Origin of the sequence: Acinetobacter sp. VT 511 (genome assembly GCF_001077515.1) — a bacterium.
In the GTDB taxonomy this organism is placed as follows: domain Bacteria; phylum Pseudomonadota; class Gammaproteobacteria; order Pseudomonadales; family Moraxellaceae; genus Acinetobacter; species Acinetobacter schindleri.
In genome coordinates this window covers 195122-220430 of record NZ_LFRE01000059.1, presented here as the reverse complement: position 1 = coordinate 220430, position 25309 = coordinate 195122, and the positions used below count along the sequence as shown (strand labels likewise).

General features: G+C 45.1%; 23 protein-coding genes. 9 read left to right on the top strand and 14 right to left on the bottom strand.

Annotation, left to right across the window (positions count from 1 at the left end; translation table 11 throughout):
* Nucleotides 1–22: 22 nt before the first annotated feature.
* The 3 genes from yihA (at nt 23) to ACS72_RS08240 (ending at nt 2509) form a co-directional block, all read left to right on the top strand.
* Nucleotides 23–946 carry a ribosome biogenesis GTP-binding protein YihA/YsxC gene (gene yihA / locus ACS72_RS08250; RefSeq protein WP_005223354.1) on the top strand — a complete coding sequence of 308 codons (924 nt, stop codon included), beginning with the start codon at nt 23–25 and terminating at the stop codon, nt 944–946.
* Nucleotides 947–1047: 101 nt separating this feature from the next.
* A complete protein-coding gene (locus ACS72_RS08245) occupies nt 1048–1992 on the top strand; it encodes a metal-dependent hydrolase (RefSeq protein ID WP_048881818.1) in 945 nt (314 codons plus the stop codon).
* A gap of 97 nt (nt 1993–2089) precedes the next feature.
* A complete protein-coding gene (locus tag ACS72_RS08240; protein WP_004809829.1) occupies nt 2090–2509 on the top strand; it encodes a VOC family protein in 420 nt (139 codons plus the stop codon).
* Here the strand turns inward: ACS72_RS08240 and ACS72_RS08235 are convergent.
* Nucleotides 2491–3741 (bottom strand): dicarboxylate/amino acid:cation symporter, encoded by a 1251-nt coding sequence (locus tag ACS72_RS08235; RefSeq protein WP_048881850.1) that lies wholly within the window; start codon nt 3739–3741, stop codon nt 2491–2493. The two genes, ACS72_RS08240 and ACS72_RS08235, sit on opposite strands and share 19 nt — an antisense overlap.
* 199 nt (nt 3742–3940) lie before the next feature.
* Between ACS72_RS08235 and ACS72_RS18885 the strand changes: the two genes are divergently transcribed.
* Complete coding sequence (locus ACS72_RS18885) at nt 3941–4069, top strand: hypothetical protein (protein WP_005223361.1); 129 nt, start codon at nt 3941–3943, stop codon at nt 4067–4069.
* Between the two features lie 60 nt (nt 4070–4129).
* On the opposite strand, the gene ACS72_RS08230 is transcribed toward ACS72_RS18885, so the two are convergent.
* Nucleotides 4130–5002 (bottom strand): acyl-CoA thioesterase II, encoded by an 873-nt coding sequence (locus tag ACS72_RS08230; protein WP_004809832.1) that lies wholly within the window; start codon nt 5000–5002, stop codon nt 4130–4132.
* A gap of 285 nt (nt 5003–5287) precedes the next feature.
* On the opposite strand from ACS72_RS08230, the gene plsB reads away from it, so the two are divergent.
* Nucleotides 5288–7849, top strand: coding sequence for a glycerol-3-phosphate 1-O-acyltransferase PlsB (gene plsB / locus ACS72_RS08225; protein ID WP_048881817.1), 2562 nt, complete (start codon nt 5288–5290; stop codon nt 7847–7849).
* A 120-nt stretch (nt 7850–7969) separates the two neighbouring features.
* Here plsB and ACS72_RS08220 read toward each other — a convergent pair whose 3' ends face one another.
* The gene (locus ACS72_RS08220; RefSeq protein WP_048881816.1) at nt 7970–8788 is read right to left on the bottom strand and encodes an NAD-dependent epimerase/dehydratase family protein; all 819 of its coding nucleotides are present in this window, start codon (nt 8786–8788) and stop codon (nt 7970–7972) included.
* Nucleotides 8789–8822: 34 nt separating this feature from the next.
* On the opposite strand from ACS72_RS08220, the gene recG reads away from it, so the two are divergent.
* Both recG and ACS72_RS08210 read left to right on the top strand, forming a co-directional pair.
* Nucleotides 8823–10868 carry an ATP-dependent DNA helicase RecG gene (recG, locus tag ACS72_RS08215; protein ID WP_048881815.1) on the top strand — a complete coding sequence of 682 codons (2046 nt, stop codon included), beginning with the start codon at nt 8823–8825 and terminating at the stop codon, nt 10866–10868.
* Nucleotides 10855–11490 carry a ComF family protein gene (locus tag ACS72_RS08210; RefSeq protein ID WP_048881814.1) on the top strand — a complete coding sequence of 212 codons (636 nt, stop codon included), beginning with the start codon at nt 10855–10857 and terminating at the stop codon, nt 11488–11490. Before recG ends, ACS72_RS08210 begins: the two co-directional genes overlap by 14 nt.
* A gap of 1 nt (nt 11491) precedes the next feature.
* Here the strand turns inward: ACS72_RS08210 and ACS72_RS08205 are convergent, their stop codons facing one another.
* On the bottom strand, nt 11492–11893 hold the full coding sequence (locus ACS72_RS08205; RefSeq protein WP_048881813.1) for an NUDIX domain-containing protein: 402 nt from the start codon (nt 11891–11893) through the stop codon (nt 11492–11494).
* A gap of 31 nt (nt 11894–11924) precedes the next feature.
* Nucleotides 11925–12515, bottom strand: coding sequence for a TIGR00730 family Rossman fold protein (locus ACS72_RS08200; protein ID WP_048881812.1), 591 nt, complete (start codon nt 12513–12515; stop codon nt 11925–11927).
* A 153-nt stretch (nt 12516–12668) separates the two neighbouring features.
* On the opposite strand from ACS72_RS08200, the gene ACS72_RS08195 reads away from it, so the two are divergent.
* Nucleotides 12669–13682: a CorA family divalent cation transporter gene (locus ACS72_RS08195; RefSeq protein WP_004809844.1), complete on the top strand. Its 1014-nt coding sequence runs from the start codon at nt 12669–12671 to the stop codon at nt 13680–13682.
* 266 nt (nt 13683–13948) lie between these two features.
* Here ACS72_RS08195 and ACS72_RS08190 read toward each other — a convergent pair whose 3' ends face one another.
* The 8 genes from ACS72_RS08190 to dxs form a co-directional block, all read right to left on the bottom strand.
* The gene (locus ACS72_RS08190) at nt 13949–14239 is read right to left on the bottom strand and encodes an STAS domain-containing protein (protein ID WP_048881811.1); all 291 of its coding nucleotides are present in this window, start codon (nt 14237–14239) and stop codon (nt 13949–13951) included.
* Between the two features lie 12 nt (nt 14240–14251).
* The gene (locus tag ACS72_RS08185; protein ID WP_048881810.1) at nt 14252–14887 is read right to left on the bottom strand and encodes a phospholipid-binding protein MlaC; all 636 of its coding nucleotides are present in this window, start codon (nt 14885–14887) and stop codon (nt 14252–14254) included.
* 17 nt (nt 14888–14904) lie between these two features.
* Complete coding sequence (locus ACS72_RS08180; RefSeq protein ID WP_048881809.1) at nt 14905–15582, bottom strand: outer membrane lipid asymmetry maintenance protein MlaD; 678 nt, start codon at nt 15580–15582, stop codon at nt 14905–14907.
* Entirely contained in the window at nt 15582–16361 is a 780-nt protein-coding gene (gene mlaE, locus ACS72_RS08175; protein ID WP_004896168.1) for a lipid asymmetry maintenance ABC transporter permease subunit MlaE, read from the bottom strand. Before mlaE ends, ACS72_RS08180 begins: the two co-directional genes overlap by 1 nt.
* Nucleotides 16358–17176: an ABC transporter ATP-binding protein gene (locus tag ACS72_RS08170; protein WP_048881808.1), complete on the bottom strand. Its 819-nt coding sequence runs from the start codon at nt 17174–17176 to the stop codon at nt 16358–16360. Before ACS72_RS08170 ends, mlaE begins: the two co-directional genes overlap by 4 nt.
* A gap of 402 nt (nt 17177–17578) precedes the next feature.
* On the bottom strand, nt 17579–19426 hold the full coding sequence (locus tag ACS72_RS08160; RefSeq protein WP_048881807.1) for a DEAD/DEAH box helicase: 1848 nt from the start codon (nt 19424–19426) through the stop codon (nt 17579–17581).
* Between the two features lie 450 nt (nt 19427–19876).
* Nucleotides 19877–20707, bottom strand: a complete 831-nt coding sequence (locus tag ACS72_RS08155) for an inositol monophosphatase family protein (RefSeq protein WP_004809859.1) — start codon at nt 20705–20707, stop codon at nt 19877–19879.
* A gap of 120 nt (nt 20708–20827) precedes the next feature.
* Complete coding sequence (gene dxs, locus ACS72_RS08150; protein WP_048881806.1) at nt 20828–22732, bottom strand: 1-deoxy-D-xylulose-5-phosphate synthase; 1905 nt, start codon at nt 22730–22732, stop codon at nt 20828–20830.
* 310 nt (nt 22733–23042) lie between these two features.
* On the opposite strand from dxs, the gene ribA reads away from it, so the two are divergent.
* Nucleotides 23043–23645, top strand: coding sequence for a GTP cyclohydrolase II (gene ribA / locus ACS72_RS08145; RefSeq protein ID WP_048881805.1), 603 nt, complete (start codon nt 23043–23045; stop codon nt 23643–23645).
* A 142-nt stretch (nt 23646–23787) separates the two neighbouring features.
* On the opposite strand, the gene hemN is transcribed toward ribA, so the two are convergent.
* Nucleotides 23788–25161 carry an oxygen-independent coproporphyrinogen III oxidase gene (gene hemN / locus ACS72_RS08140; RefSeq protein WP_048881804.1) on the bottom strand — a complete coding sequence of 458 codons (1374 nt, stop codon included), beginning with the start codon at nt 25159–25161 and terminating at the stop codon, nt 23788–23790.
* Nucleotides 25162–25309: the final 148 nt, after the last annotated feature.

Sequence of the window (25309 nt, the reverse complement as noted above, 5' to 3'; positions counted from 1 at the left end):
AATTTAAGTTTGAAGTTGAGCCATGCACCACAGCAGAGGAAAATCGAAAAACAGTAAGGCAGCTGCTGCCCCAAAGCAAAAGATTAGCTATACCAAAAAAGTCGATCCTGCGATTACTGAATACTCTGTGCGCTCGCTCAATTGGCTGCGCAAAGCTGAATTTTTAATGAGTGCACCCAAACTTAACCTGTGTGTTGAAGATACAGGTTATGAAGTTGCATTCGCCGGTCGCTCCAATGCGGGTAAATCCAGTGCCATCAATGCCCTGACCAATCAGAAACAGTTGGCCCGTGCCTCCAAAAAACCAGGCCGTACCCAGATGATCAACTTCTTTAGCCTTGGCAATCCGGATCAGCGTCTGGTCGATTTACCGGGTTATGGCTACGCAGCTGTCCCAGAAGCCATGAAAATTGTCTGGCAGAAAGAACTGGAAAACTATCTGATTCACCGTAAGAGCCTGCAAGGTCTGGTGCTGCTGATGGATATCCGTCATCCGCTACAACACTTTGATGTGATGATGCTGGAATGGGCCTATTCACGTCACCTGTTCGTGCATGTCTTGTTGACCAAATCAGACAAGCTGAATCGTGGTCCTGCGTCCAAAGCCTTGCAGGAAGTCAAAGCAACATTAAATAAAATGAAGCTGAACTTCTCGATTCAATTATTTTCCTCTTTAAATAAAGAAGGTCTGGAAGAACTGGCAAGTGTGATGGCCGGTCGTCTGAACTTTACCTTGGATCAACCAACGGAATTTGATCTGGATAGTATTCCAGAAGCGTCAATCCATGATTTAAACGAAGCTGATGAACCGATTGAATCTGTTGAACTAGAAGATGAAACTGACTCAGACCCAGATCATGAAATTACTGCGAGTGAATTAAATAATCTGGATGAGCCGGTTGAAGCTGATCAAACAGAGATTGTCGAACAAGAACAGCCAAAATAAGTCTGATGTGATCTAAGTGACAAAATAATGTCTCGTATTGCCTGCAGCGATTCGGGACATTTTTTCCATACTGTATTGATCAAGCAGTGATGGATCCACCCATGTCTTTACTCTCACGATTTAAAATAACAAAAATAGGCTCTTCAATTTCCTATTTTATCCAACCACGCAAAGTTAAGTTTGAATGGCAGGCTACCCCAATTGACTGGATTCCAAATCAGCCTTTCGCCAGTTACTTTGTGAATGAAATTAATAATATTCTGCCGGCCGGTGAATTGTGGTTCTGTCGCCTGTATAACAAGGTTCTCGCTCAGATCACCGATGAAAAATTAAAGCATGATGTACAGGCTTTTATCCGTCAGGAAGCCATGCATGCTCAGGCACATAATTCGGCCAATAAAGAGTATCTATCTGAACGTCAGATTGATATCCAGCGCAATCTGGACATTATGGATTTCCTGTTCAATCAATTGCTGGCTGATCAGCCGCTTGGTCTGAAAATTCCTGAAATCGCAGAACATCAATGGGATCTGTTCCGGCTTGGTATCGTCGCAACTGTAGAGCATATGACCTGTGTCCTTGGAAAATATGCGCTCTATAACACCGAATGGGAACGGCTTGGTGCTGATGCGAATATGCTAGATCTGGTGAAATGGCATGGCGCAGAAGAAATTGAGCATCGCAGTGTGGCATTTGACTTATATCGTCATCTTGGTGGAGGTTATATTGCCCGCTACTATTTAAGTGTGGTGGTGATTATTGGAGTGATTGGTCTGTGGGTTGACGGTGCAGCACGTTTGTTGGCACAAGACCCTCGTTTTAAGCAGCTGAAACCCGCGGTGTATAAACCCTGGATCTGGAAAGAATGGTTGCGTATTTCACAGCAGGACAATCGTTTGCTACCCAATCCCCTATGGCTGGTTTCTCAGCAACTCGGCTATCTGATGCCATGGTATGACCCGGTGCATGAAGGCAGTACCGATGATGCGCTGTATTATCTTGAGCATTCCCCTGCGGCCAAACGGGCAGGTTTAAAAGTCGCCTAAGCTCTCCTCTTATTACAATTTCTAACAGCAGGGATCATTTCCCTGCTTTTTATTTGACCTAAGATAAAGCTATAGACATGACCATAAGGATGAGCTCATGCAAGCACGGATTTCAGTGATTACACTCGGTGTTCGCGACCTGGAAGCTGCACTACGCTTTTATTGTGATGGGCTGGGCTTTCCCAGTAAAGGCATTGTTGGCAAAGAATTTGAATGTGGCGCAGTCGCATTTATTGAACTACAGGCTGGATTAAAACTGGCTTTATGGCCGCAAAGCAGCATCCAGCATGATACCGGACTCGAACCGAGCCCGATGTGTCCCACCCAAATGACCTTGGGACACAATGTGTATAGCCCATTAGATGTCGATCAGGTCATGACTCAGGCTGAAAAAGCTGGAGCCAAGATTGTAAAACCTGCACAGGCCACATTTTATGGCGGCTATGCAGGCTATTTTCAGGATCCAGATGGACATCTGTGGGAGGTGGTTTTCAATCCTCAACTAGAGATGGACTGATCCAGCTGCGGTTCACGAGTATGTCGGTCAACCACGACACTGATCATCATATCACCCTGCACATTCACCACAGTCCTGACCGTATCGAGTAGTCGGTCAATCGGCAACAGGATCGCAATGGCTTCTGCCGGTAGACCCACTGATTGCAGTACCATGATCATGGTCACCATCCCGGCACTTGGAATACCCGGTGCGCCTAAAGATGCAATCATTGCTGTGGCACACACGACCAATTGCTGCCCCAACGTCAGATCAAGTCCCATGAGGTTGGCAATAAACAAAGCTGCTGCGGCTTCATACAGTGCCGTACCATCCATGTTTAGCTGAGTCCCAAGCGGAATGACAAAGCCTGCCGTATGTGGACGTACTCCCAGATTTTCTTGGGCACATTTCATGGATAATGGCATGGTTGCAGAACTGGAACTGGTCGCAAAAGCGGTAATCAAGGCTGCCCGAGTGCCTTTGAAAAAGGTAATCGGGTTCATTTTCCCGAAGATCCACAACAATAATGGTAGAACTACCAGACCGTGGAAAATGGTGGTGCCTGTTACTACCGCAGCAAACTCTGCCAGACGGCTCAGCACCGAAATATCTTCAGTGGCAATCAGCTTGGCCAGTAACGCAAAAATCCCGAATGGCGCTAGTTTCATGACCCAGCCAATCATCAGCATCATGATGTCAAAGAACTGTATACTGAGCTTACGTACCGTCCGGAACTTGTCTCCCCCTGCCACCAGTGCCACACCGACAAAGAGTGCAAAGACCACCACTGCCAGCACATTACCATCGGCAAAGGCCTTAAACGGATTGATCAGGGTATTCTGAATAAAGTTGGTAAAGAATGAAGACGGCGTTAAGGTATCCGGAGTTTTATGCTGAGCCATGGCATCCTGAAACATTACTACATCGACACCCTTGCCCACATCAAACAGATGGGCACAAGCCAATCCCAAGATTAAGGCCAAGGTGGTCGTGGTGACACAGCATGCCAAGGTAATTTTCCAGGTTCGGCTCAGCTGACCACCAGCTTGCAGATTCGATACTCCAACCACAATCGAGCTAAAGATCAGTGGAACCAGCAACATTTTTAGCAAACCAATGAAGATGCTGCTCATGATACCCAGACTATACAGGCTGAGCTCTTCAAACGTGGTTTGCGGGAAAATATTTAATAAAAAACCAAACAGGACACCCAATACTGCGGCAACTAGAATTTGCGTATTTAAGCTCATCTTCATGGACATTTTAATATTGAACTTATCCGGCACTATGCCATGCAAGTTTCGGATAATCGAGTAAAATTTTATAAACGCTTTACAGCAAAATATCTTTTATTATTCATTTAATCCATATGGTGATGTACCGAATTTTGGCACGCAATGTGCTTAATCAGTGCAATAAACTGGTTTTATACAAAGGAAATATACGTTCATGAAAAAAATGATCATTGCTGTTGCACTCATTTGCAGCATCGGGCAGGTTTTTGCACATTCTTCGGGCGGTAAAGAACAGCAAGGTTGCCATAAGCATTCAAGCAATGATGTGCCACATTGCCACTAACTTCAAATCACACCCATAAAAAAAGCCGGAACTCTAATCCGGCTTTTTTTATTTTAAATCTTACTGGGTTTCAATTTCCCGCAGACGGATGAGACCTTCCTGGGTTGTACTACAGACCAGTTCTCCATTCTGCCACATACGACCGAAGTTCAGGCCACGTGAGCTGGCACTCACTGTCGCATCCATGTCGTAAAGCATCCATTCATCGGCCCGGAATGGCTTATGGAAATACATGGCATGGTCGATGCTGGCACATTGCAGGTTTGGTGAAATATAGCTCAGACCATGTGGACGCAATGCTGTCGTCATCAAGGTAAAGTCTGAGTAGAAGGCAGCAATCGCCTGATGCAGCGAAACCTCATCAACTTCCGGAGCGACTTGGCCATGGGTACGGATATAGTGCGCATAATTTGGCGCTTCCGGTTGCGGCTGGAATGGATTCACCGGCATCACAGGACGAATTTCTACATGGCGATCACGCATAAATGAAGCACGGACATTTTCCGGTACGAATTCAACAATCTGATGCTTCAGTTCTGCCTCATTTTTCAGGCTGTCGACTGAGGGATATTCTGGTTCAGAAATCTGATAGTTCAAGCCTTCTTCTGGTTCGGCAAAAGACACCATACACATAAAGATAGTACGGCCATGCTGAATCGCACGCACCTGACGACTGGCAAAACTCTTGCCATCACGAATACGATCTACTTCATAGATAATCGGTGCATTGACATCTCCTCCAAACAGGAAATAGGCATGCAATGAATGTGCTGGACGATCTGTCGTATAGGATGCAGCACGCAAAGCCTGTCCTAATACCTGCCCACCGAATACGCGCTTGCCTACCAGGTTACGGCTAATTCCACGGAAAATATTCTCTTCCAGCTTTTCCAGGCTAAGCAATTCAACCAGTTCTTGTGTTAAGACATTCATAGGCAACCTATACGATGTTCGGGATATCCAAAATTGGAAAAATAACAATGTGCTTCATTTCTGGTAATATTCTGCCATAAATTCTGAGTAAATCCCTAGAGATTGACTGACTGACCTGTCATTCACTTTGTAGATGTTCCGATAAAAAAAACGTTTTTTCACGTTAAAATCAAAGAACTTTTGTAGAATTTGTTAGAAAATGACATATTGTTTTCAAATACAATCTATCAAAATAGATCCCCCTCAGAAATCCTGTGGTTCCGGTCAGTAAAATTAGGAGTAGGTATGTCCAAGAGTGGCTTTGGTCAAATGTATCGCAAGCTTTCAAGTAAGATGCTTGAACTTGTGGTTACCCCGCATGTACTTGGGGAAGTACCAACGGAAGTCCCTGCTCCAGCGGCTGACCAGCAAGATCAGAAAAAGATTGTCTGCTATGTTCTGCAAAACCATTCTCGCAGTAATGCGCTGGTGGTAGACGGTGAAACCCGTCGTCTCAAATTGCCTGCTGCACTTGATCCAATGGATTTAGGTACGCGCCGGGAAAAAGCTTCGGTATTGTTCCTGCAATATCATGATGAAAGCAATCTGCTGAGCTCGCCGCCACATGCTTTTCCACCACGCCTGCTGCGTCTGATTGAAGTACTGGAACAGAATCCAGAACTGGATGTGGAACTGATTCCGGTGACCGTACTATGGGGCCGTGAACCAGAGAAAGAAGATTCCTGGTTCAAATTGTTATTTACCGATACCTGGTCAACACCAAGTAAGATGAAACAGCTGGTGAATATTGGTCTGCATGGTCGTCAGTCTTATCTGGAGTTCCATGAAGCACAGTCTCTGCGTGCACTCATTGATCATGCCAAAGTGACACATCCGAACCTGTCTCCAGCAACTTATATTGTCAGCACCTTGAATGACTATCTGGATGCCCAACGAGAAGTAGTGCTGGGACCTGACCTTTCAGATCGCCGTAATGTGATGCAGGGTCTGATCAAATCTCCAGATGTGCAGGCGGCTATCCGTAATGAAAGTATCCGCAGCAAGATCAGTGTGGATGAAGCTGAACGCCGTGCCATTGGTTATTTAAATGAAATCGTATCAGATTACTCCAACTCAACCGTACGTTTTGCCGATAAGGCCCTGACCCGTCTCTGGACTCAGCTCTACGACGGCATTGATGTACATAACTTCAGTACGGTACGTGAACTGGCGAAAGACTATGAAATTGTCTATGCACCATGTCACCGTAGTCATATCGACTACCTGTTATTATCTTATGTGATTTATCGTCGTGGTTTGATGGTGCCGTACATCGCAGCGGGTGATAACCTGAACATGCCATTTGTTGGCCAGATCTTGCGTGGCGGTGGTGCCTTCTTTATCCGCCGTACTTTCCGCGGTAATGCACTCTATACGACAGTTTTCAAAGAATATCTGTATAGCGTTCTGTCACGTAATACTCCACTGGAATACTTTATTGAAGGTGGCCGTTCACGTACCGGTCGTCTGTTGCCACCGAAAACCGGCATGCTGGCAATGACCGTGCATGGTCATTTGCGTGGCAAAGCGAAGCCTATCGTATTTGTACCCACCTATATCGGCTATGAACGTCTGATGGAAGGTGCAACTTATGTGGGTGAAATGAACGGTAAGGAAAAAGAAGCAGAATCTATTTTTGGCATTCTAAAAACCTTGCGCAAGATTGAACGTATTTTCGGTAAGGTACATCTGAATTTTGGTGAACCCGTGTTTCTGGATGACATGCTGAAACAGCATGGTGCAGATGAAATCAAGATTGAAAAGAATGATGATCCAATCCCGCCAGCAGTATCTGAAGCAGTGAATAGTTCTGCACAGGCGATTCTGGAAAATATTAACCGTGCAGCCGTCATTAACCCGGTATCCCTGCTGTCACTCATTTTATTAGCAACACCAAAACACACGCTGGATGAGGCGATTTGTATCAAACAGTTAGATACTTATCGTAATCTGCTGACGTCTTTGCCATATGATGAACGTATGCAAGTGACGCCGTTGTCCGGGAAAGAAATCATTGCCTATGCAATGAAGTTGAAACTGATCAAACGCGTCAATCATGTGCTGGGCAATATTATCGCCATCGAAGATAATCAGGCGATTTTACTGACCTATTTCCGCAACAATATTGTGCATGCCTTTGTATTACCGTCACTGGTAGCCGCCCTGGTAAATCATAATGGCATTATTCGCCGTGATGATCTGGTAAATATCAGCAGCACCTTATACCCATTCCTGAAAGCTGAACTGTTCCTGAAATGGCATGAAGATGAAATCAAGGCACCAGTAAATACTTATATTGATGCCTTGATTGCAGCGAAGCTAATTGCACAGGATGGTGAAAATCTGGTGGCACCTACACCAAACAGCGAAGCGCATCATCAGCTAGAAGTTTTGGCTGCACCTGTCATGCAAAGTATCGAGCGCTATTACATGACGCTGGCACTGATTACCCAACGTGGTTCAGGCAATATCTCCACCCGTCAAGTTGAAGAATTAAGCCATCTGGTAGGTCAGCGTTTGTCTGTACTGTATGAATTCAATTCACCAGAATTCTTTGATAAGGCGCTGTTCCAAAGCTTTATCAAAACGTTAACTCAAAAAGGTTATATCAGTACTAATGAAGACAATGCAATTGTCTTTGATGAAAGCTTCAAAAATATCGCTCAGTATGCGGATCTGGTATTGGACGAAGTGAAGCTGCAAATGCTTCATAACCTTACAGCCTTTACTGATGAAGAATTGAAAGAAGCTTTAGATGCCTTGGCAGCTGAACAAGCCAAGAAGCGTGCGAAACGGAAGAAAAAGTAAGATTATTGAAGCTCCTTCTCCCTCTGGGATGAGAAGCACTGCTTCGTGAGAGGGATGAGAGAAAATATTTAAAAACTTACCTCTCCCTAACCCTCTCCTAAAAGGAGAGGGAACTCAACTTTATTCAAGATGAGTGGATAACTTCATCAATTCTAAATAATCCTCATAACAGTCCGGATGCTTTAACTCATATCCCATTTTTTGCATACGGGTAGCATATAGTTTCTTCCCCGTCACCTGCTCACTTTCTACCTTTAATAAAGGCAATCTCATCTGCTGCTGAAACCATTGCAGAACTTCATGCAACAGTTGTGGCTGGTTATTGGTCAAAATATATGAAGATTCAAGATGTTCCACGTGAATCATCTCAGCCATAAAACGTGACAAGTCTTCAATATGAATCCGATTCGACCAATGCAAATTTGGATAACTGGTCATAGATCGTGCCATTTTTTCCAAGCGTGCAACTGAAGTTCCATAAATCCCACTTGGGCGGATGATCGTACATTGGTCTGGATAAGTAGCTAAATAAGTCTGCTCCATTTGATGCAGGACTTTGCCTTGCGGATCATTCGGATAAATTGCACTGTCATCACCCACCTGCTCTCCGGCATTCTCGCCATAGACCCGGGTAGAAGATACGACAACCAGACGTTGTATCGGATGGGATTTTAGCGCAGTCACAATTGGACCGACTGAGTCCAGAGAAGTCTGCTGATAAGCTTCGAGCGTACTCTGATCAGGACTGAGCAAGACGTAGACCCAGTCAATCGGTGCAAGGCTGCTTAAATCGAGCTGATGCACATCCTGAACATGATGAGTGGCGCAGGAATGTGTTTTCGCACTGCGACTGATTGTGCTAATTTGATGACCTTGCTCAAATAATTGTTTAGCTATGCGTGCGGATGTTTTACCATAACCGATAAATAAAATATGCATTCAGCACCGAATCACAAAACCTGGTTGAGGGGACATGGCTGCAGTCCATCAGTTACAAGGTGTCGGCAATGCCGCCGCCCCATTACTTGAAAAATTAAATCTGTTCACAACTGATGATTTGCTCTTTCATCTGCCACGTGACTACGAAGACCGTAGCACGATCATTCCCATGAATCAATTGACTGTGGGACGTAGCTATTTGCTGGAAGGTATTGTCAAAGGCGTAGATTTTCCACCAGGTAAACGCAAGTCCATGGCCGTACTGCTGGATGATGATTGCGGCAAGGTGACCCTACGTTTCTATCATATCTATAAGGGCATTACCGACCGCTGCAAAGTTGGTGCAAGATTAAGAGTCTTTGGCGAAGTGCGTGTTGGTGCCCGTGGCCTGGAAATGTATCACCCCGAACTACAGGTCATTACTGAACATACCCCACTTCCACAGACACAACTTACCGCGATCTATCCGGCAACTGAAGGCCTGACCCAATCCAAATTACGTGAATATATCAAGCAGGCGCTCGCCCTACACAGTGATGATCTGCCGGAATTGCTACCGGCTCAATTCAGCAATGGCTATGACCTGAAGCAGGCACTAGAATATATCCATCACCCTCCAGTCGATGCCAATATGTTGCAGCTGGCACAGGGTTCCCACCCAGCCCAGCAGCGTCTGATCTTTGAGGAACTGGTCGCGCATCAGATCAGTTTACTGACCCGCCGTGCCTTTATTCAGCAGATTGAAGCGCCTGCATTTTCACCAAGTAAGCGCTATGCCAAACAGTTGCTCGCGGGTCTACCTTTTGAAATGACGGAGGCGCAAAAACGTGTTTCACGAGAAGTTGCCCATGACATGAAAGGCAACAAACCGATGTTGCGTCTGGTACAGGGCGATGTCGGTGCAGGTAAAACACTGGTTGCTGGTGTGGCAGCCTGTCATGCTCTGGAAGAAGGCTGGCAAGTGGCCCTGATGGCACCAACTGAAATTCTGGCAGAACAGCATTATTTAAATTTTAAAAAATGGTTTGAGCCACTGGGACTGACTGTTTCCTGGCTATCTGGCAAGCAAAAAGGTAAAGCCCGTACTGCGGCAGAACAAAGCATTAGAGATGGTAGTGCCAATCTGGTGGTCGGCACCCATGCCTTGTTTCAGGAAAATGTCGAGTTTGCCAAATTGGGGCTGGTAATTATTGATGAACAGCATCGCTTTGGTGTGGATCAGCGTCTGGCTCTACGCAATAAAGGGCTGGATGGTATGTCCCCACATCAACTGGTCATGACGGCGACACCAATTCCACGTACCTTGGCCATGTCTGCGTATGGTGATCTGGACACTTCAGTTATTGATGAACTGCCACCAGGTCGTACCCCGATCCAAACCGTCACTATCCCACTGGATCGCCGTGAAGAAGTACTACAGCGTATTGCCACTAACTGTGCTGAAGGCAAGCAAGCGTATTGGGTCTGTACTCTGGTCGAACAGTCAGAAACTTTAGATGCCCAAGCAGCAGAAGCCACTTTTGCCGAAATTAAGGAACGCTTCCCGGAAATCAATATCGGTCTGGTCCATGGCAAGATGAAGCCTGATGAAAAGCAGGCGGTGATGCAACAATTTAAAAATAATGAATTGCAGCTATTGATTGCCACGACCGTGATTGAGGTGGGTGTCGATGTACCGAATGCTTCTCTGATGGTGATTGAGAATGCCGAGCGTCTCGGACTCTCACAACTGCATCAGCTGCGTGGACGTGTTGGTCGGGGTGCCAAAGCCAGTTTCTGTGTACTTCTGTATAAGCATCCCCTTTCTCAGAATGGTCAGGAACGTTTGCGTATCATGCGTGAAACCAATGACGGATTTATCATCGCGGAAAAGGATCTGGAACTGCGTGGTCCAGGTGAACTGCTTGGCACCAAACAAACCGGAGATATGGGTTTCCGGGTAGCCAAACTGGAACGCGATGACCACCTGCTCAATCAAGCACATTATGTGGCGCAGCAGATGTTAAAGGATTATCCAAAACAGGCTGATGCGTTATTAAAACGCTGGTTACCTGAGGCACCACGATATGCCTATGTCTAAGCTGATTCAGCAAGGCAAGCATTGGCTGGGCAAGTTACAGCCCTGCCAGCTTTGTCATAACGATTATCAAACAATTTATTCAGTATGCCAGGATTGCTGGAACCAGCTACCCTGGGCACATCAGACCATCCAGCGCCAGGAAATGCAGGTACAGATTGCCTGCCATTATGATTATCCGATGGATCGTCTGATTCAGTTGTTCAAATATGAGCAGAAGCTTTATCTGGAAAACTTGTTAGCAGGCACGCTTATCAGTTTAAAACTTCCAAAAGTCAGCGCAGTCGTTCCGATGCCAATCTCCACAGACAAACTGGTACAGCGCGGCTATAACCAGTCCTTACTGCTGGCTAAACAGGTCGCAAAGCATCTTCAAGTTCCAGTATGGCAACCAGTGAGCCGGCTCAAACAGCATTCACAAAAAGGCTTAAGCCGCCTGGAACGGATTGAAGATATTGAAGCACAATTTCAGATCAGTACATCATCAAAATTGCGTTATCGTAAAGTACTGATTATTGATGATGTGGTAACAACTGGCAGTTCAATTCGTGCACTTAATCAGAAGCTCCAAGAACTTGGCTGCCAGCAAATTTATACAGCCTGTGTCGCAGGTGCAAAGCTTTAAATTAAGCTTGGGCCAATAGATTTGACTTCACCCATGGAATCACAATTTCTGTGGTTAACGGGGCCAGTGCTAAGTCTTGTTCATTGAGATCAATCCATTTCATCTCAGCAATCTCCGCCTCAATTTTTGGCATTTGATCCAGTTTGACCAGATATACATAACTGACCAGTTGGTGGTCAGGTTCATTCGCGGTCTTCGTTTCAAAACGACCCACAAATTGCTGTACTTCAGCCTGACAGCAGATTTCTTCCTGGATTTCACGAACAATCGTCTCTTCAGGTGCTTCATTCGGTTCCAGCTTGCCACCCACCTGCATAAAGCAGCTGGTGCCTTTCTTACGTACAACCAATAATTGCTGTGCTTCATTCAGTACAATGCCGGCGGCAACAGTAATAACTTTCATAACAACTCAAATTTAAAAATGATCAATCGGCTTATTTCACGAGATCTTGCTGATCAACCATCCCCCATTTCGCTTGCGGTGGTTGATAATTCTCAAAAGCATCCAGAATTGCTTCAATTTCTTCACTGACAATAAGTTTTTCGGTAAAACGTGCCTTGGTAAAACCCTGTTCAGTCGTGTGCTGAATAAAATGAATCAAACCGGTATAGAAGTTTTCTGCATTTAAAAATGCACATGGCTTTTCATGAATACCGAGCTGTGCCCAGGTCCATTGCTCAAAGATTTCTTCCAGTGTTCCTACACCACCCGGTATCGCAATAAAACCATCTGCCAGTTCTGACATTTTGGTTTTGCGCTCGTGCATATTTTCAACAATATGCAGTTCAGTCAGACCAGGATGGGCCAGTTCACGGTCTACCAGTTGCTTTGGAATCACCCCAATCACTTGGCCGCCCGCAGCCAGAGTACTGTCCGCAACAATTCCCATCAAGCCTGAACGCCCACCACCATAGACCAGTGTTTGCTGTCTAGCTGCCAGCGTCTGGCCGACTTTTTCAGCAATCTCGGTATAAACAGGTGCATTCCCCAGTGCGGAACCACAAAAAATTGCGATAGAATTCATCATTTTTCACCATTTAGTTCTAGCTGTATCGCAAGGAATCCCTGATCGAAGCTTTTTTTGAAAAAATAACTGTTCAATCAGTGTTTTTATTCAATTCCTTGTCTAAAATACACCCATTCCAATTTACATACTGCGCAAGGGAGAAAAGACAGCATGCTTGAAGCCTTTTATGCCACAGAGCGCGGTAGCCTAGAAGATGCCACTATTAATGGCGACTTTGATTTACATCAAGATTTGGTTTGGGTTGATCTGATTGCTCCTTCACAGGAAGAGCAGCAATGGATCATGGACGCTTATGAGCAAAATCTTCCTACGCTCAAATCATTAGAAGACATTTCATCCAGTGCCCGATTTTACCGCGATGATGACGGTATTTTGCATATCAGCACTTATTTTTTAACGAAAAATAAAAACTATCAGGTCGAAGAAGATACTGAAGATCAATCCAGCATTTTAGCCACGGTGCAAACCGTCGCCTTCATTCTGCATAAAGATCGGCTGTTTACCTTGCGTGGGGAAAAACTAGTCGCGTTCCGTGCCTTTCGTGCTCGTGCGCGCCGCAATGATTATGAGATTGATTATAAGGATCCGACCTGGATTCTACTTGGCCTACTTGAAGCCAAGCTGGATGAGCTGGCGGATATTCTGGAAGATGTGCACAAGGATCTGGAAAAATACTCAACCGAGGTTCTGAATAACCGCCATCGTGAACAGATTCTGGATCTGGATGACATGATTACCCGTCTGGCACAGCTCGAGGATATGCTTGGAAAAGCCCAGCTCTGTCTGATTGATTTACGCCGGGTACTGACCTTCCTGTCCCGTCCACGGGCGCTCGGTAGTCATATCTACGATGCGGACATTCGAGAGCTTAGTGAAGATGTACGCTCTCTGGTTGAGCATGATGCGTTCCTGTTCCAAAAGGTGCGATTCCTGCTTGATACTACTTCCGGATTCATTAATACCGAACAGAATGACACAATCCGTCGATTCTCGATCTTGCCAAGTATGCTTGCGCCGCCAATGCTGATTGCGAGTATTTATGGAATGAACACAGAAGTTCTGCCTTTTGCACATGGCACCACCAGCTTTATTATTGTCGGGCTGATTCTGGTCGCATTCTTCATTGGACCATTGATTTACTTTAGATGGAAGAAATGGATTTGAGCGAGCTTTGAGGCATTGCTTCAATGCAAAGCGCAAGAAATCTCTGTATTTAATTTATATCTATTTAATCCCTCGTCAACTTCTCTCTAAAAAAGTGAAGAAAATTCCCCCCCTTTTCCAAAGGAGGAGTTAGATGAGGATTTTCACCCTCTCTTTAACTCTCCCTGAGAGAGAGGACTTGCAATCTATACTTAGATCTATTTGATTTTCATTATTTTTTTAAAATCTAATCACAATAAAAAAGCACCTTTCGGTGCTTTTTCTTTTTACTGAATGATCTGTAAATCATTCTCTAGGTGACAGGACTGTATGATCTTCATCACTTTTGCAGGAACGGCTTTAAACTGCAATCCTTTGGCTTGTGGCGTCTGACGTAACCATCTGACCAATATCGCTAAAGCCAAAGTACTGCCGCTTTCAAGCTCAGCCAGATTTACCACAATAGGAAAACCTGTCTGTGACTGAATTTCACGCAGCCCCTGTTCATAGTATTGCTGCGCATTGTTATAGTCGATTTTGCCTACAACATGCAGTTCCTGATTACTGAATTTGATCACAGTTCACCTATCTTATTTTTTCTTTTCAACCGCTGCTTCTGCATCTGGCTTGAAGTTTGCAATTGCTTTATCCAAGTTACCGCCATTACGTTTTACAGTCGCTGCAAACTGGTTACGGAACTGTAAACCTAGATCAATACCAGACACGTTGATATTACGGATTTTCCATTGTGAACCTTTATCGGCCAACTGGAAAGAAACCGGAATTTTCTCGCCATTATTATGGAAATCAATGGTTACAACTGGATTTTTGCTACCCGTGTCTTTGTACGGACGCATGCTATAAGACTGGTTGGTATATTTGGCAAATGCTGAACCATAATTTTCAGTCAGCGTTTCACGGAAATTACGTTCAAACTGAGCACGCTGTGCAGCAGAGCTATACTGATTAGTTGCATACGTTCCCATCACAATGCGGGTAAATGCTTGTGAATCGATATATGGATCAAGATTCTGACGAATAATAGTTTTCACCAGTGCCGGATTGCTCTGCAACTTGCTATGGTCTGCTTTCAGACGAGCCACCAGATTGTCTGCAACTTTCTTGATAAATGCAGGTGGTGCTTCAGCCGGTGCAGCGAAAACACTTCCCATCGCCATAGTAGATAGAATGCATGCTGCAAGGGTTTGCTTTACTAAAATATTCACTCAAATTTCCTCAATCATTATTCAACAAATGCAGGTTCTGCATCTGTAGCTTCAGAAGTTACTGCATCACCAGATGCCTCCTGAGTTTCTGATGACTTACTGCCTGCTCCACCTGTCACGAATTTGGTAATTAAATCTTCAATTTCCATCGTGCCTTGGGTATTGGCAATATGATCACCACGTTTCAAATAATTCAGACCGCCGCCTGGAATAATTTTCAAATACTTTTCACCCAACAAACCATTGGTTGCTACCATAATGTAAGCATCTTCATCAATATTGGTAATGGATGTCATGTTGTCTAAGAGTTGCTTTTCCATTGCTTTTTGTTGCGCAGGTGCCGCAGCTTCATAGTCAGTGCTGTAACGTAACTCATCTAAGGCTTCTTGCTGTACTTTCTTTAACTGTTCAGCATTAAATGATGTCAGTGAACCATCTAGCGTCATATGTACAGTGGCTAATCGGGTGACTGGATCAAGTGTAATCGTATCGACCTGACCGACTTTCACACCGCTTAAAGCCACTTTGGCACGTGGCTTAATGCCATTTACATTTTCGAAAGTTGCTGTCATTTTATAGCTATCGGCAATATTGGTTCCGACCAAACCACTGACACGCATTGCCAGGAAGAAAATTGCAATTCCAAACAGAATGACAAAAACACCAACGGCCAGCTCACTGGTACGTGATTTCATTAAACACCTCCGAACATGACCGCAGTCAACACGAAATCAAAACCTAAAACACACAACGATGAATACACCACAGTACGTGTTGTGGACGTTGCAATCCCTTCAGATGTCGGTTCACAGGCATAACCCTGATAGACCGCAATCCATGTACAAATCAATGCAAATACAAAACTTTTAATGATGGTACCGTTAAAGATATCCTTGTAGAACTGCACGGTACTTTCCATACCGCTCCAGTACGCGCCTTCATCTGCGCCAAGGAAATCTACACCGACCATTTTACCGCCCATAATCCCCACGGCAGCAAAAATTACGGACAGCATTGGCAGACTGAAAATCCCCGCCCAAAGACGTGGTGAAATGACCCTTTTCAGCGGATCAACCCCAATCATCTCCATACTGGATAACTGTTCAGTGGCTTTCATCAGACCGATTTCGGCTGTCAATGCAGAACCGGCACGACCGGCAAACAGTAAAGCGGCCACAACCGGTGCCAGTTCGCGTAATAAGGTTAGAGCTACTGCGGTACCTAACATGGCTTCACTGCCAAAGGTCGCCAGAATGGTATACATCTGCAAACCGAGGACAGCACCAATAAACAGACCTGAAACTACGATGATCAGTAAAGAGAGCACCCCAACACGGTACATCTGGTAGACAAATAGCTTAAAGCCAAGCCAGGTCGGTACAGAGAAGAGAATTTGAAGCAGCATTAAAGTCGCAACCCCAATCCCGCGCACACGTTCTATGACACGTCTACCCAATAAGGCAATTGCATTCATGAACGCACCTCATCACTTAAATAAGCCGCATGACTAAACTGATAATCCACAGGTCCCTCAACTGAACCCGTCAGGAACTGCTGAACAAATGCAGAAGGATGTGCTTTTAATTCTTCAGGTGTACCTTCGCCCTGGATCTTCCCTTCTGCCACTACGTAAATGTAGTCCGCAATGGATAGAGTTTCTGCTACATCATGCGAAACGATAATTGTAGTCAGGTCTAATGCTTCACGCAGGGAACGAATCAGACGTGTTAATACGCCCATCACAATCGGGTCTTGCCCGGCGAATGGTTCGTCATACATGATCAGCTCTGGGTCAAGTGCAATCGCACGTGCTAGAGCCACACGGCGGTTCATACCACCTGATAATTCAGAGGGCATCATCTGCTCTGCACCGCGCAGACCGACAGATTCCAGCTTGAGCGCCACGATTTCTGCGATCAAGTGCTCAGGCAATTTGGTATGTGCACGAATCGGGAAAGCGACATTTTCATAGACACTCATATCTGTAAACAATGCACCGCTCTGGAATAACATACCCATACGTGCACGTGCAGCAAATAGCTCGTGACGTGACATGCGTGCGATATCCTTGCCATCCAGCAACACCTGTCCCTGATCTGGCGTTAGCTGTCCGCCAATAAGACGTAATAATGTAGTTTTACCGGTACCAGAAGGTCCCATAATGGCAGTGATCTGACCACGTCGAATGTTCAGGCTGACATTCTCATAAATCACACGTTCGCCTCGCTTGAAGCTCAAACCTTTCACTTCTATGAGTGATTGAGTCTCAAACGCTGTTTGATTTTTCATAGCTAAGCGTTTTCCTGCATTTTTTCAGCATGCGTACTATAAAGGATTAACTCTCTAAATGTTACCTTTTGATCGGAATGTTACAATGGCAAAAAGGCAATATCTGAATGAAAAAAATGAGAAAGCATGATTTATTTTTATAATTTTATCGCTTGCTTATATGTTCAATAATCATTCAATTATAAAAATTATAGAGAAAGAGAATGATGTTACATAAGATCAGGATCAGCGCAATATAAGGCATAATAACCTCATGGATATAACGAGCCAAGTGTGATTTTTGAGGATTAGTTATCATAACCGATTCAAATTCAGAAATGGCACACACTTTACCTAAAACTTTAAAAAAATGCATCCATAAAAAAACCAGCGTTATCGCTGGTTTTTTCTGGCTAGATTCAATTAGTCATTAAATTTGCGACGTGGACGGTCTTCACCGAACGAACGCTCACCACGTGGTTTGTCATCGAAGTTACGGCGTGGACGATCACCACCGAAATCACGTTTAGGACGGTCATCACCAAATGAACGTGCTGGACGGTCACCGAAGCCACCTTCACGACGTGGCGCCGGACGATCACCGAAATCACGTTTAGGACGATCCCCAAAACCACCCTCACGACGTGGCGCCGGACGATCACCGAAATCGCGTTTAGGACGGTCACCGAAAGAACCTTCACGACGTGGTTTGTAATCTACGCGGTTGCCACGGTTATCATCAGAACCTTCGAAACGAGGACGGTCGCCAAAATCACGTTTTGGACGGTCACCGAAACCACCTTCACGACGTGGAGCTGGACGATCACCGAAGTCACGTTTAGGACGATCACCGAAACCGCCTTCACGACGTGGACGATCGCTGTTGAAGTCACGACGTGGGCGATCTTCGCCACCGAACGCAGGACGTTCGCCACGAGGTTTGTCATCAAAGCTACGACGTGGACGGTCATCACCACCATCACGACGTTTGAAGTTACCTTCACCTTCAAAACGACGACCACCGCCGAAGCCACCACGGCCGCCACGACCGCCATCACGACCACGACCACGACCAGCGCCATCACGGCTACCGCGTGCAGGAGGTGGAGATGGCTCAAGACCTTCGATTTCAGATACTTCTAAACGAGCATCCAGGTAGTCTTCAAGCGCACGGATTTTACCGCGTTCACGGTAAGTCGCTAAAGTAATCGCTTTACCAGTACGGCCCGCACGACCTGTACGACCAATACGGTGTACATAGTCCTCGTTCTTCATTGGAAGACCGAAGTTGATGACGTGAGAGATTGTTGGTACGTCTAGACCACGTGCTGCAACGTCAGTTGCAACCAAGATTTTTGCACGACCTTCACGGATGCTGCGTAGACGACGGTTACGAACTGTCTGTGGCATTGCACCGTGAAGTGCTACTACTGATAGACCTGCTTCAGCAAGTTCTTCAGCCAGCATATCGGTATCTTCTTGCGTAGAAGCGAATACAACTGCCTGATCAACGTCTTCTTCGTTTAACCAGTGAGTCAGTAATTTTTTCTTGTGCTCAAAGCCATCAGTCCAGTGCAAAGTCTGAGTGATGTCAGTATTCGTAGAGTGACCAGTTTCGATCGCAATACGCTCTGGCTCATTCATCATGCGTTCAGCAAGCGTGATGATACGCGGTGCAAATGTTGCAGAGAACATCAAAGTCTGTTTACGATTCGCCGCCAAGTCACCGATTGCCTCAAGGTCTTCAGAGAAGCCAAGGTCTAACATACGGTCAGCTTCGTCGACGATTAACGCATCAACTTTGTCCAGTTTAATCTGGCGACGGTTAACAAGATCAAGTAAACGACCTGGTGTCGCAACTACAACTTGTGCACCTTTTAATTGTTGGATTTGTTTACCAAATGGCATACCACCCATGATTGCAGCAATACGAACACCTTTCATGTGACGTACAAATGCAATCGCATCCTGACAAACCTGTTGTGCAAGTTCACGTGTTGGTGAAATTACCAGGATATTCGGTTGAGTTACCGCTTTCATGCGTTCTTTGAACGGAACGAAAGTATCTTCAGTTGCAAGGCCATTCAATGTAGGGAGAAGGAAGGCTGCAGTTTTACCAGAACCAGTCTGGCTTGACACTAGAAGGTCTTTACCTTCAAGCGCCGCAGGAATAGATAGTTCCTGTACAGGTGTAGGCGCAGTAAAGCCTAGTGCTTGTAAAGCTTGTTGTAAGGTTTCGTGTAGAGGAAAATCAGCAAAAGTTTTGCTCATAGAGTCTTTCACCCGGAAATTGGGTGCTCCATTAAAAATAAAGTCAAATGAACATCGACAAAAAGCGGTACAGCAATATACGCTGAAAATAAGAGATCATTCAGCGGCGATCCGAGTAACGACGATGTGATATAACGCACGCATGATTACGGCATAACCTGAAGGAATCGCTTTAGCGATTGGGGCGCGAGATATCGTCCTCTCTTTGGACCGCACGCGCATACACAATGATAAGAAGAGAAATGTTCAGGTAACGAACAGAAATTAAGTGCGTGCGCGGATTATAGCAGGATTTAAAATAATGTCATTAAGTTTTATTGTTATTTTGTATTAATCTAAAATTAGTTGATATTTTAACCATATTTAGCAGAAAAAAATATTATCCACTCATAAAAAAGGCATCCCTTAGGATGCCTCTTATATGTTTTAAACCAAAATGTCTAAACCCGATTATTTAGCTGCCTCGCCCCATGCAGGAACAACTGCCTGCATTAAAGGTTTCAGCATTTTCATAGAGCAGGCAATGACCTGACCTTTTTCCATAGATTCGCTGCCACCACGTGCATCAACCACTGTACCGCCCGCTTCTTTCACAATCAGTTCACCAGCAGCGATATCCCAAGGTTTCAAACCAAGTTCAAAGTAACCATCTAAACGACCTGCCGCAACATAAGCCAGATCCAGCGCAGCAGAACCTGCACGGCGGTATTGAGCACCTGCTTCAGTGACGTTTAATAGTGATTCGAAATGGTTTTTTGCATAAGACACCACTTCACCGCCACGTTGAGCGCGGTAAGCATGACCGACTGCCAGGAAAGAATTCTGCAAGTTGTCTTTCACATTTACACGGATACGACGCTGGTTCAGCATCGCACCACGACCACGACTTGCAGAGAATAGCTCGTCTTTCACAGGGTCATAGATCACACCGTGTTGGGTTACGCCTTTGTGCTGAACAGCAATAGAGATACAGAAATGCGGGAAACCGTTGATGAAGTTCAGTGTACCGTCAAGAGGATCAATCACCCAACACCATTCAGCGTCGTGACCTTTACCTTCTTGCAAACCAAACTCTTCACCAAGGAAGCTGTGGTTTTTATAACTTTTACGCAGCGTATCGATAGTCAGTTGTTCCAAGTAACGGTCAACACGCGTTACAGGACCATCAATGCCTTTTTCTTCGACTTGTAGATCGAGTTTATGACGATTTTGATGCGCTTTTAAAAGCTCTTGACCAACTAATTGAGCCGCACGCGCAGCCATCACCACCATAGGTTCCATTGAACACCCACTACAAATTTGAAGATATTGATAAAGAATAATGCATAAAAGCCCCTACATTTTAGCAAATCTAAGGGCTTTTTGGGAAAAAAATGTGTCTAAAATTTTGAAGACGTTGTTTCAGACTGGCTGAGTAAGTGAAGACCAAGCTTGATTCATTGACTTTTCAATGCCTTGAGCATCAAGTCCTGCCTGTTGCAGCATCTGTGCATGGGTCGCTTGCGCCATAAAGGTATCAGCAAGACCAAGATTTAAAATTGGTTTTACGATCTGCGCTTCAGCCAGATATTCATTGACTGCACTGCCCGCACCTGCCATCACTGCATGTTCTTCGACTGTCACGAACAAAGTGGAACTTGGCGCAATATCATCCAGCATTTGGGTATCCAGTGGTTTGATGAAACGCATATTTACCACGCGTACACCCACGTCATGCTTGCTCGCAAATACCTGAGCGGCTTCCACTGCGGCTTGAACCCGACTACCGAATGCCAGAATAGAAACATATTCGTCATACTGTTCGTTCAGGCTGAGCAATAATTCTGCCTGACCGATCTGCATCTCGGTCATGGTTTTCTGGATTTCCACACCCAGTCCATTCCCGCGCGGATAACGTACTGCTGCCGGACCTTTATAGAGATACGCAGTATGTAGCATCTGGCGACATTCATTTTCGTCTTTTGGCGCCATGATCACCAGATTCGGAATGGTACGCATATAAGCATAGTCATATGCTCCGGCATGGGTCGGACCATCTTCACCAACCAGACCGGCACGGTCGATCCCAAACGTCACATCCAGATTTTGTAGCGCCACATCATGTACTAACTGGTCATAACCACGTTGCAAAAACGTTGAATAGATCGCTACAACTGGCTTCAAACCTTCGCAAGCCATCCCCGCTGCTAGCGTTACCGCATGCTGTTCTGCAATCGCGACATCAAAGAAACGCTCAGGATATTGCTTAGCAAATTCCACCATGCCTGAGCCTTCACACATGGCTGGGGTAATGGCCAGCAAGCGGTCATCTTTCGCCGCTTCATCACACAACCACTGACCAAAGACATCAGAATATTTTGGTGCTGGATTTGCAGTAGATCCTGCATTTAAACGACTAATCGCGTGATATTTAATTTGTTCTGCTTCTGCCGGAGCAAAGCCTTTGCCTTTTTTGGTATAGACATGAATCAGACGTGGACCTTTACGCTTTTTCAGTGCATTAAACACATGCACCAATTGACTCAGATCATGACCATCATAAGGACCAAAATAATCAAAACCAATCGCCTTAAACAGGTTATCGGCAGCATCAGTCGCAGCACAATGCAGACGTGAGTTATACACCCATTCTGGATGCGGCTGAACGAAGGCTTCACCCTCTTCAGTAATATTCACCGACTCACCACGTTCCCACAGTGCAGCGAGATGCTTGGCAAAACCGCCAGTGCTGCAGGAAATCGACATGTCATTATCATTCAGCACCACCATCAGATCCGCATTGTGTGCGACGGCGTCATTCATGGCTTCAAAGGCCATACCTGCCGTCATTGCACCATCACCAATAATGGACACCACTTCACATGGATTGTTTTGATAGCGACGCGCCAAGGCCATGCCCAAGCCTGCTGAAATCGCAGTGGAAGAATGCCCTACCCCGAAAGTATCAAATTCAGATTCATCACGCGCAGGGAATGCGGCCAAGCCATCTTTGGCACGAATCGTGGTTAATTGCTCACGACGACCGGTTAAGGCTTTATGCGGATATGCCTGATGACCTACATCCCAGATCAGGCGGTCGTCTGGCGTATTGAAGCAATAGTGCAAAGCTACAGTCAGCTCAATCACCCCCAGATTGGCACCAAAATGCCCACCACTTTGTCCTGCAGCATACAAAATGTACTGACGTAACTCATCGGCCACCTGCTCAAGCTGATTTTGCTCAAGTGAACGCAATTGCTCTGGATGATCGATCGCATCAAGCAACGGTGTTACAGGGCGTTGAGTTGGTATTTCTGTATACAGCATAAATGGCAAAGCCTTCAAAAGCCTGGCAAATCCTAAGCTAGGTCTGTCTATGGGGAGTCCCGATCATATAGTCGAATTGTAGCAGCTTCAATTGACTAAAGCTGTTAACGGCGCAATATTAAACAATGAGCTTGATCAGGGTAAAATTTGCAGAATACGATTATCCTGAATAATCTTACTGTTTATCAACTATTATCGTTCGCTTTATACAAAAAAGAAAATGTTCTCCAGAAAATCATCTATGCAACCCTACTAATGTCCAATCATTACGCTATACTTTGAGCAATTTCAGGATTTAACGGGTTCAGCTGTGCCTATCGAGTTTGTCGCAACATCAAGATTACCTACCGCTCATGGTGAATTTAAAATTACTGTTTTTCAAGACCCTAAGACTGGCGAAGAACATGTCGCGTTATCTAAAGGACTGGAAGAATCGAGTGATGAACCCGTGCTGGTACGTGTACATTCTGAGTGTTTGACGGGTGATGCTTTTGCCTCACTGAAATGTGATTGTGGACCACAACTTCAGGCGACACAAAAGCTGATTAATGAAGTCGGTCGTGGTGTGATTCTATACTTGCGTCAGGAAGGCCGCGGGATTGGTTTGACCAATAAAATCCGGGCCTATGCCCTGCAGGATCAAGGTCATGACACCGTAGATGCCAACCTAATGCTAAACCTGCCAGCCGATGCACGCCAATACGATATGTGTAGCATCATGCTGGATCATTTAGGTGTAAAAGCAGTACGCTTGATTACCAATAACCCTACAAAAATCAATGCACTTAAAGATTTGGGCATTAATGTGGTGGATCGTGTACCGCTGACGGTTGGTCTAAATCCATTTAATGAACAGTATCTTAAGACCAAGCATGAACGTATGGCGCATCTGTATCGGAAGGATGATTTTTAGCTTTCATACAAATCCACCCCAACCCTCCTTTGCTAAAGGAGGGAGTTCCTCCCCTTTCTTAATGAGGGGGAAAAGCCTCCCTAAGCAAGACTTAAGCACTGCTTTAAGTTGAAGTGTAAGAAAGGGAGGATTGAAGGGATTTCTAAATCGTCATCGAAAAAATCCGGTTCTCCGGCATTTTACGTTTTAATCTCAGGTCAAAAGCCATACAGATATTACGTACAAAAGGTTTCCCTTTCTCCAAAATTGTGACTGATGAGTCTACAATTTTAATCAACTGATCCTGTGACATTTCTTTGAGCTGTTCTAGTACTTCGTCAATTTCAGCAAATTGCATGTCCTCATCTGCCCAAGAAGTGGTGAAACTGCACATCAGATTCAGGATATGCTTACGGATGATTAAATCTTCCTGACTTAATACATGCCCTTTAACTACTGGAATCTCATTCTGTTCCAGACATTCATAATATTCTTCAATGGTTTTTATATTCTGGGCAAAACTGTACCAGCTATCACTGATTGATGAAATCCCCAGTCCAATCATGACTTGGGTTTTAGATGCGGTATAACCCATGAAGTTACGGTGTAAAGAACCCTCCTTAAAAGCCTGATACATGTTGTCACTTTCTAGCGCAAAATGATCCATGCCAATTTCATGGTAGCCATGTGCCAATAGTTTCTTCTTGCCTTCTTCATAGCACTGGCGCTTGATTTCATCTTTAGGCACATCGGCATCTTTAAAACCGCGCTGGCCATTGCCCTTGATCCATGGCACATGCGCATAGCTATATAAGGCTAAACGGTCCGGCATTAAGGTATTGGTTTGACCAATGGTAGTCAGTACATCCTCCACGCTCTGGAATGGTAAGCCAAAGACCAGATCATGCGAAATCGAGGTATAACCTATTTCACGCGCCCATTCGGTGACCTGTTTGACATTTTCATAAGGCTGGATGCGGTGAATGGCTTTCTGCACAGTTTCATTATAATCCTGCACGCCATAGCTGACCCGGCGGAAACCTAAGTCATACAAGCCTTGCAAATGTTCATAAGTGGTATTGTTCGGATGGCCTTCAAAACTGAATTCATGCTCAGGTGCAATTTCAGCCTTAGCCAAGATACCTTTAATCAGTTGAGTTAAGTGCTCAACCGAGAAAAAAGTCGGTGTACCACCACCAAGATGGATTTCCTTGATCATTGGCTTTTCTTCCAATAATTCACAGTACAGGTCCCATTCCTTCAGCACCGCCTGAATATAGGGTTGCTCAACTTCATGCCGTTTGGTGACACGTTTATGGCATCCACAGAAAGTGCACAGGCTTTCACAAAATGGCAGATGGATATATAGACTGATGCCTTCTTTCTGATTCGATTCAGCAAAAGAGCGCTTTAAAGTCTGTTTCCACTGTTTCAGAGAAAAGTACTGTTCTTCCCAATACGGTACAGTTGGATAACTGGTATAGCGTGGACCTGGGACATTGTATTTTTGAATGAGGGAAGTAGCCTGAACCGACATAATATCCACCTATGACCATTGAAAATTTACCCAAGCATGGGCCATCTAAAGCTATTGTGTGGGGCTCGGAAAAAGAATTCAACCTAGCATCTCGGTCGGATTTAATACGCTACCCTGCTTTAATTTACTGGAACAGAAAGTCTTTTTA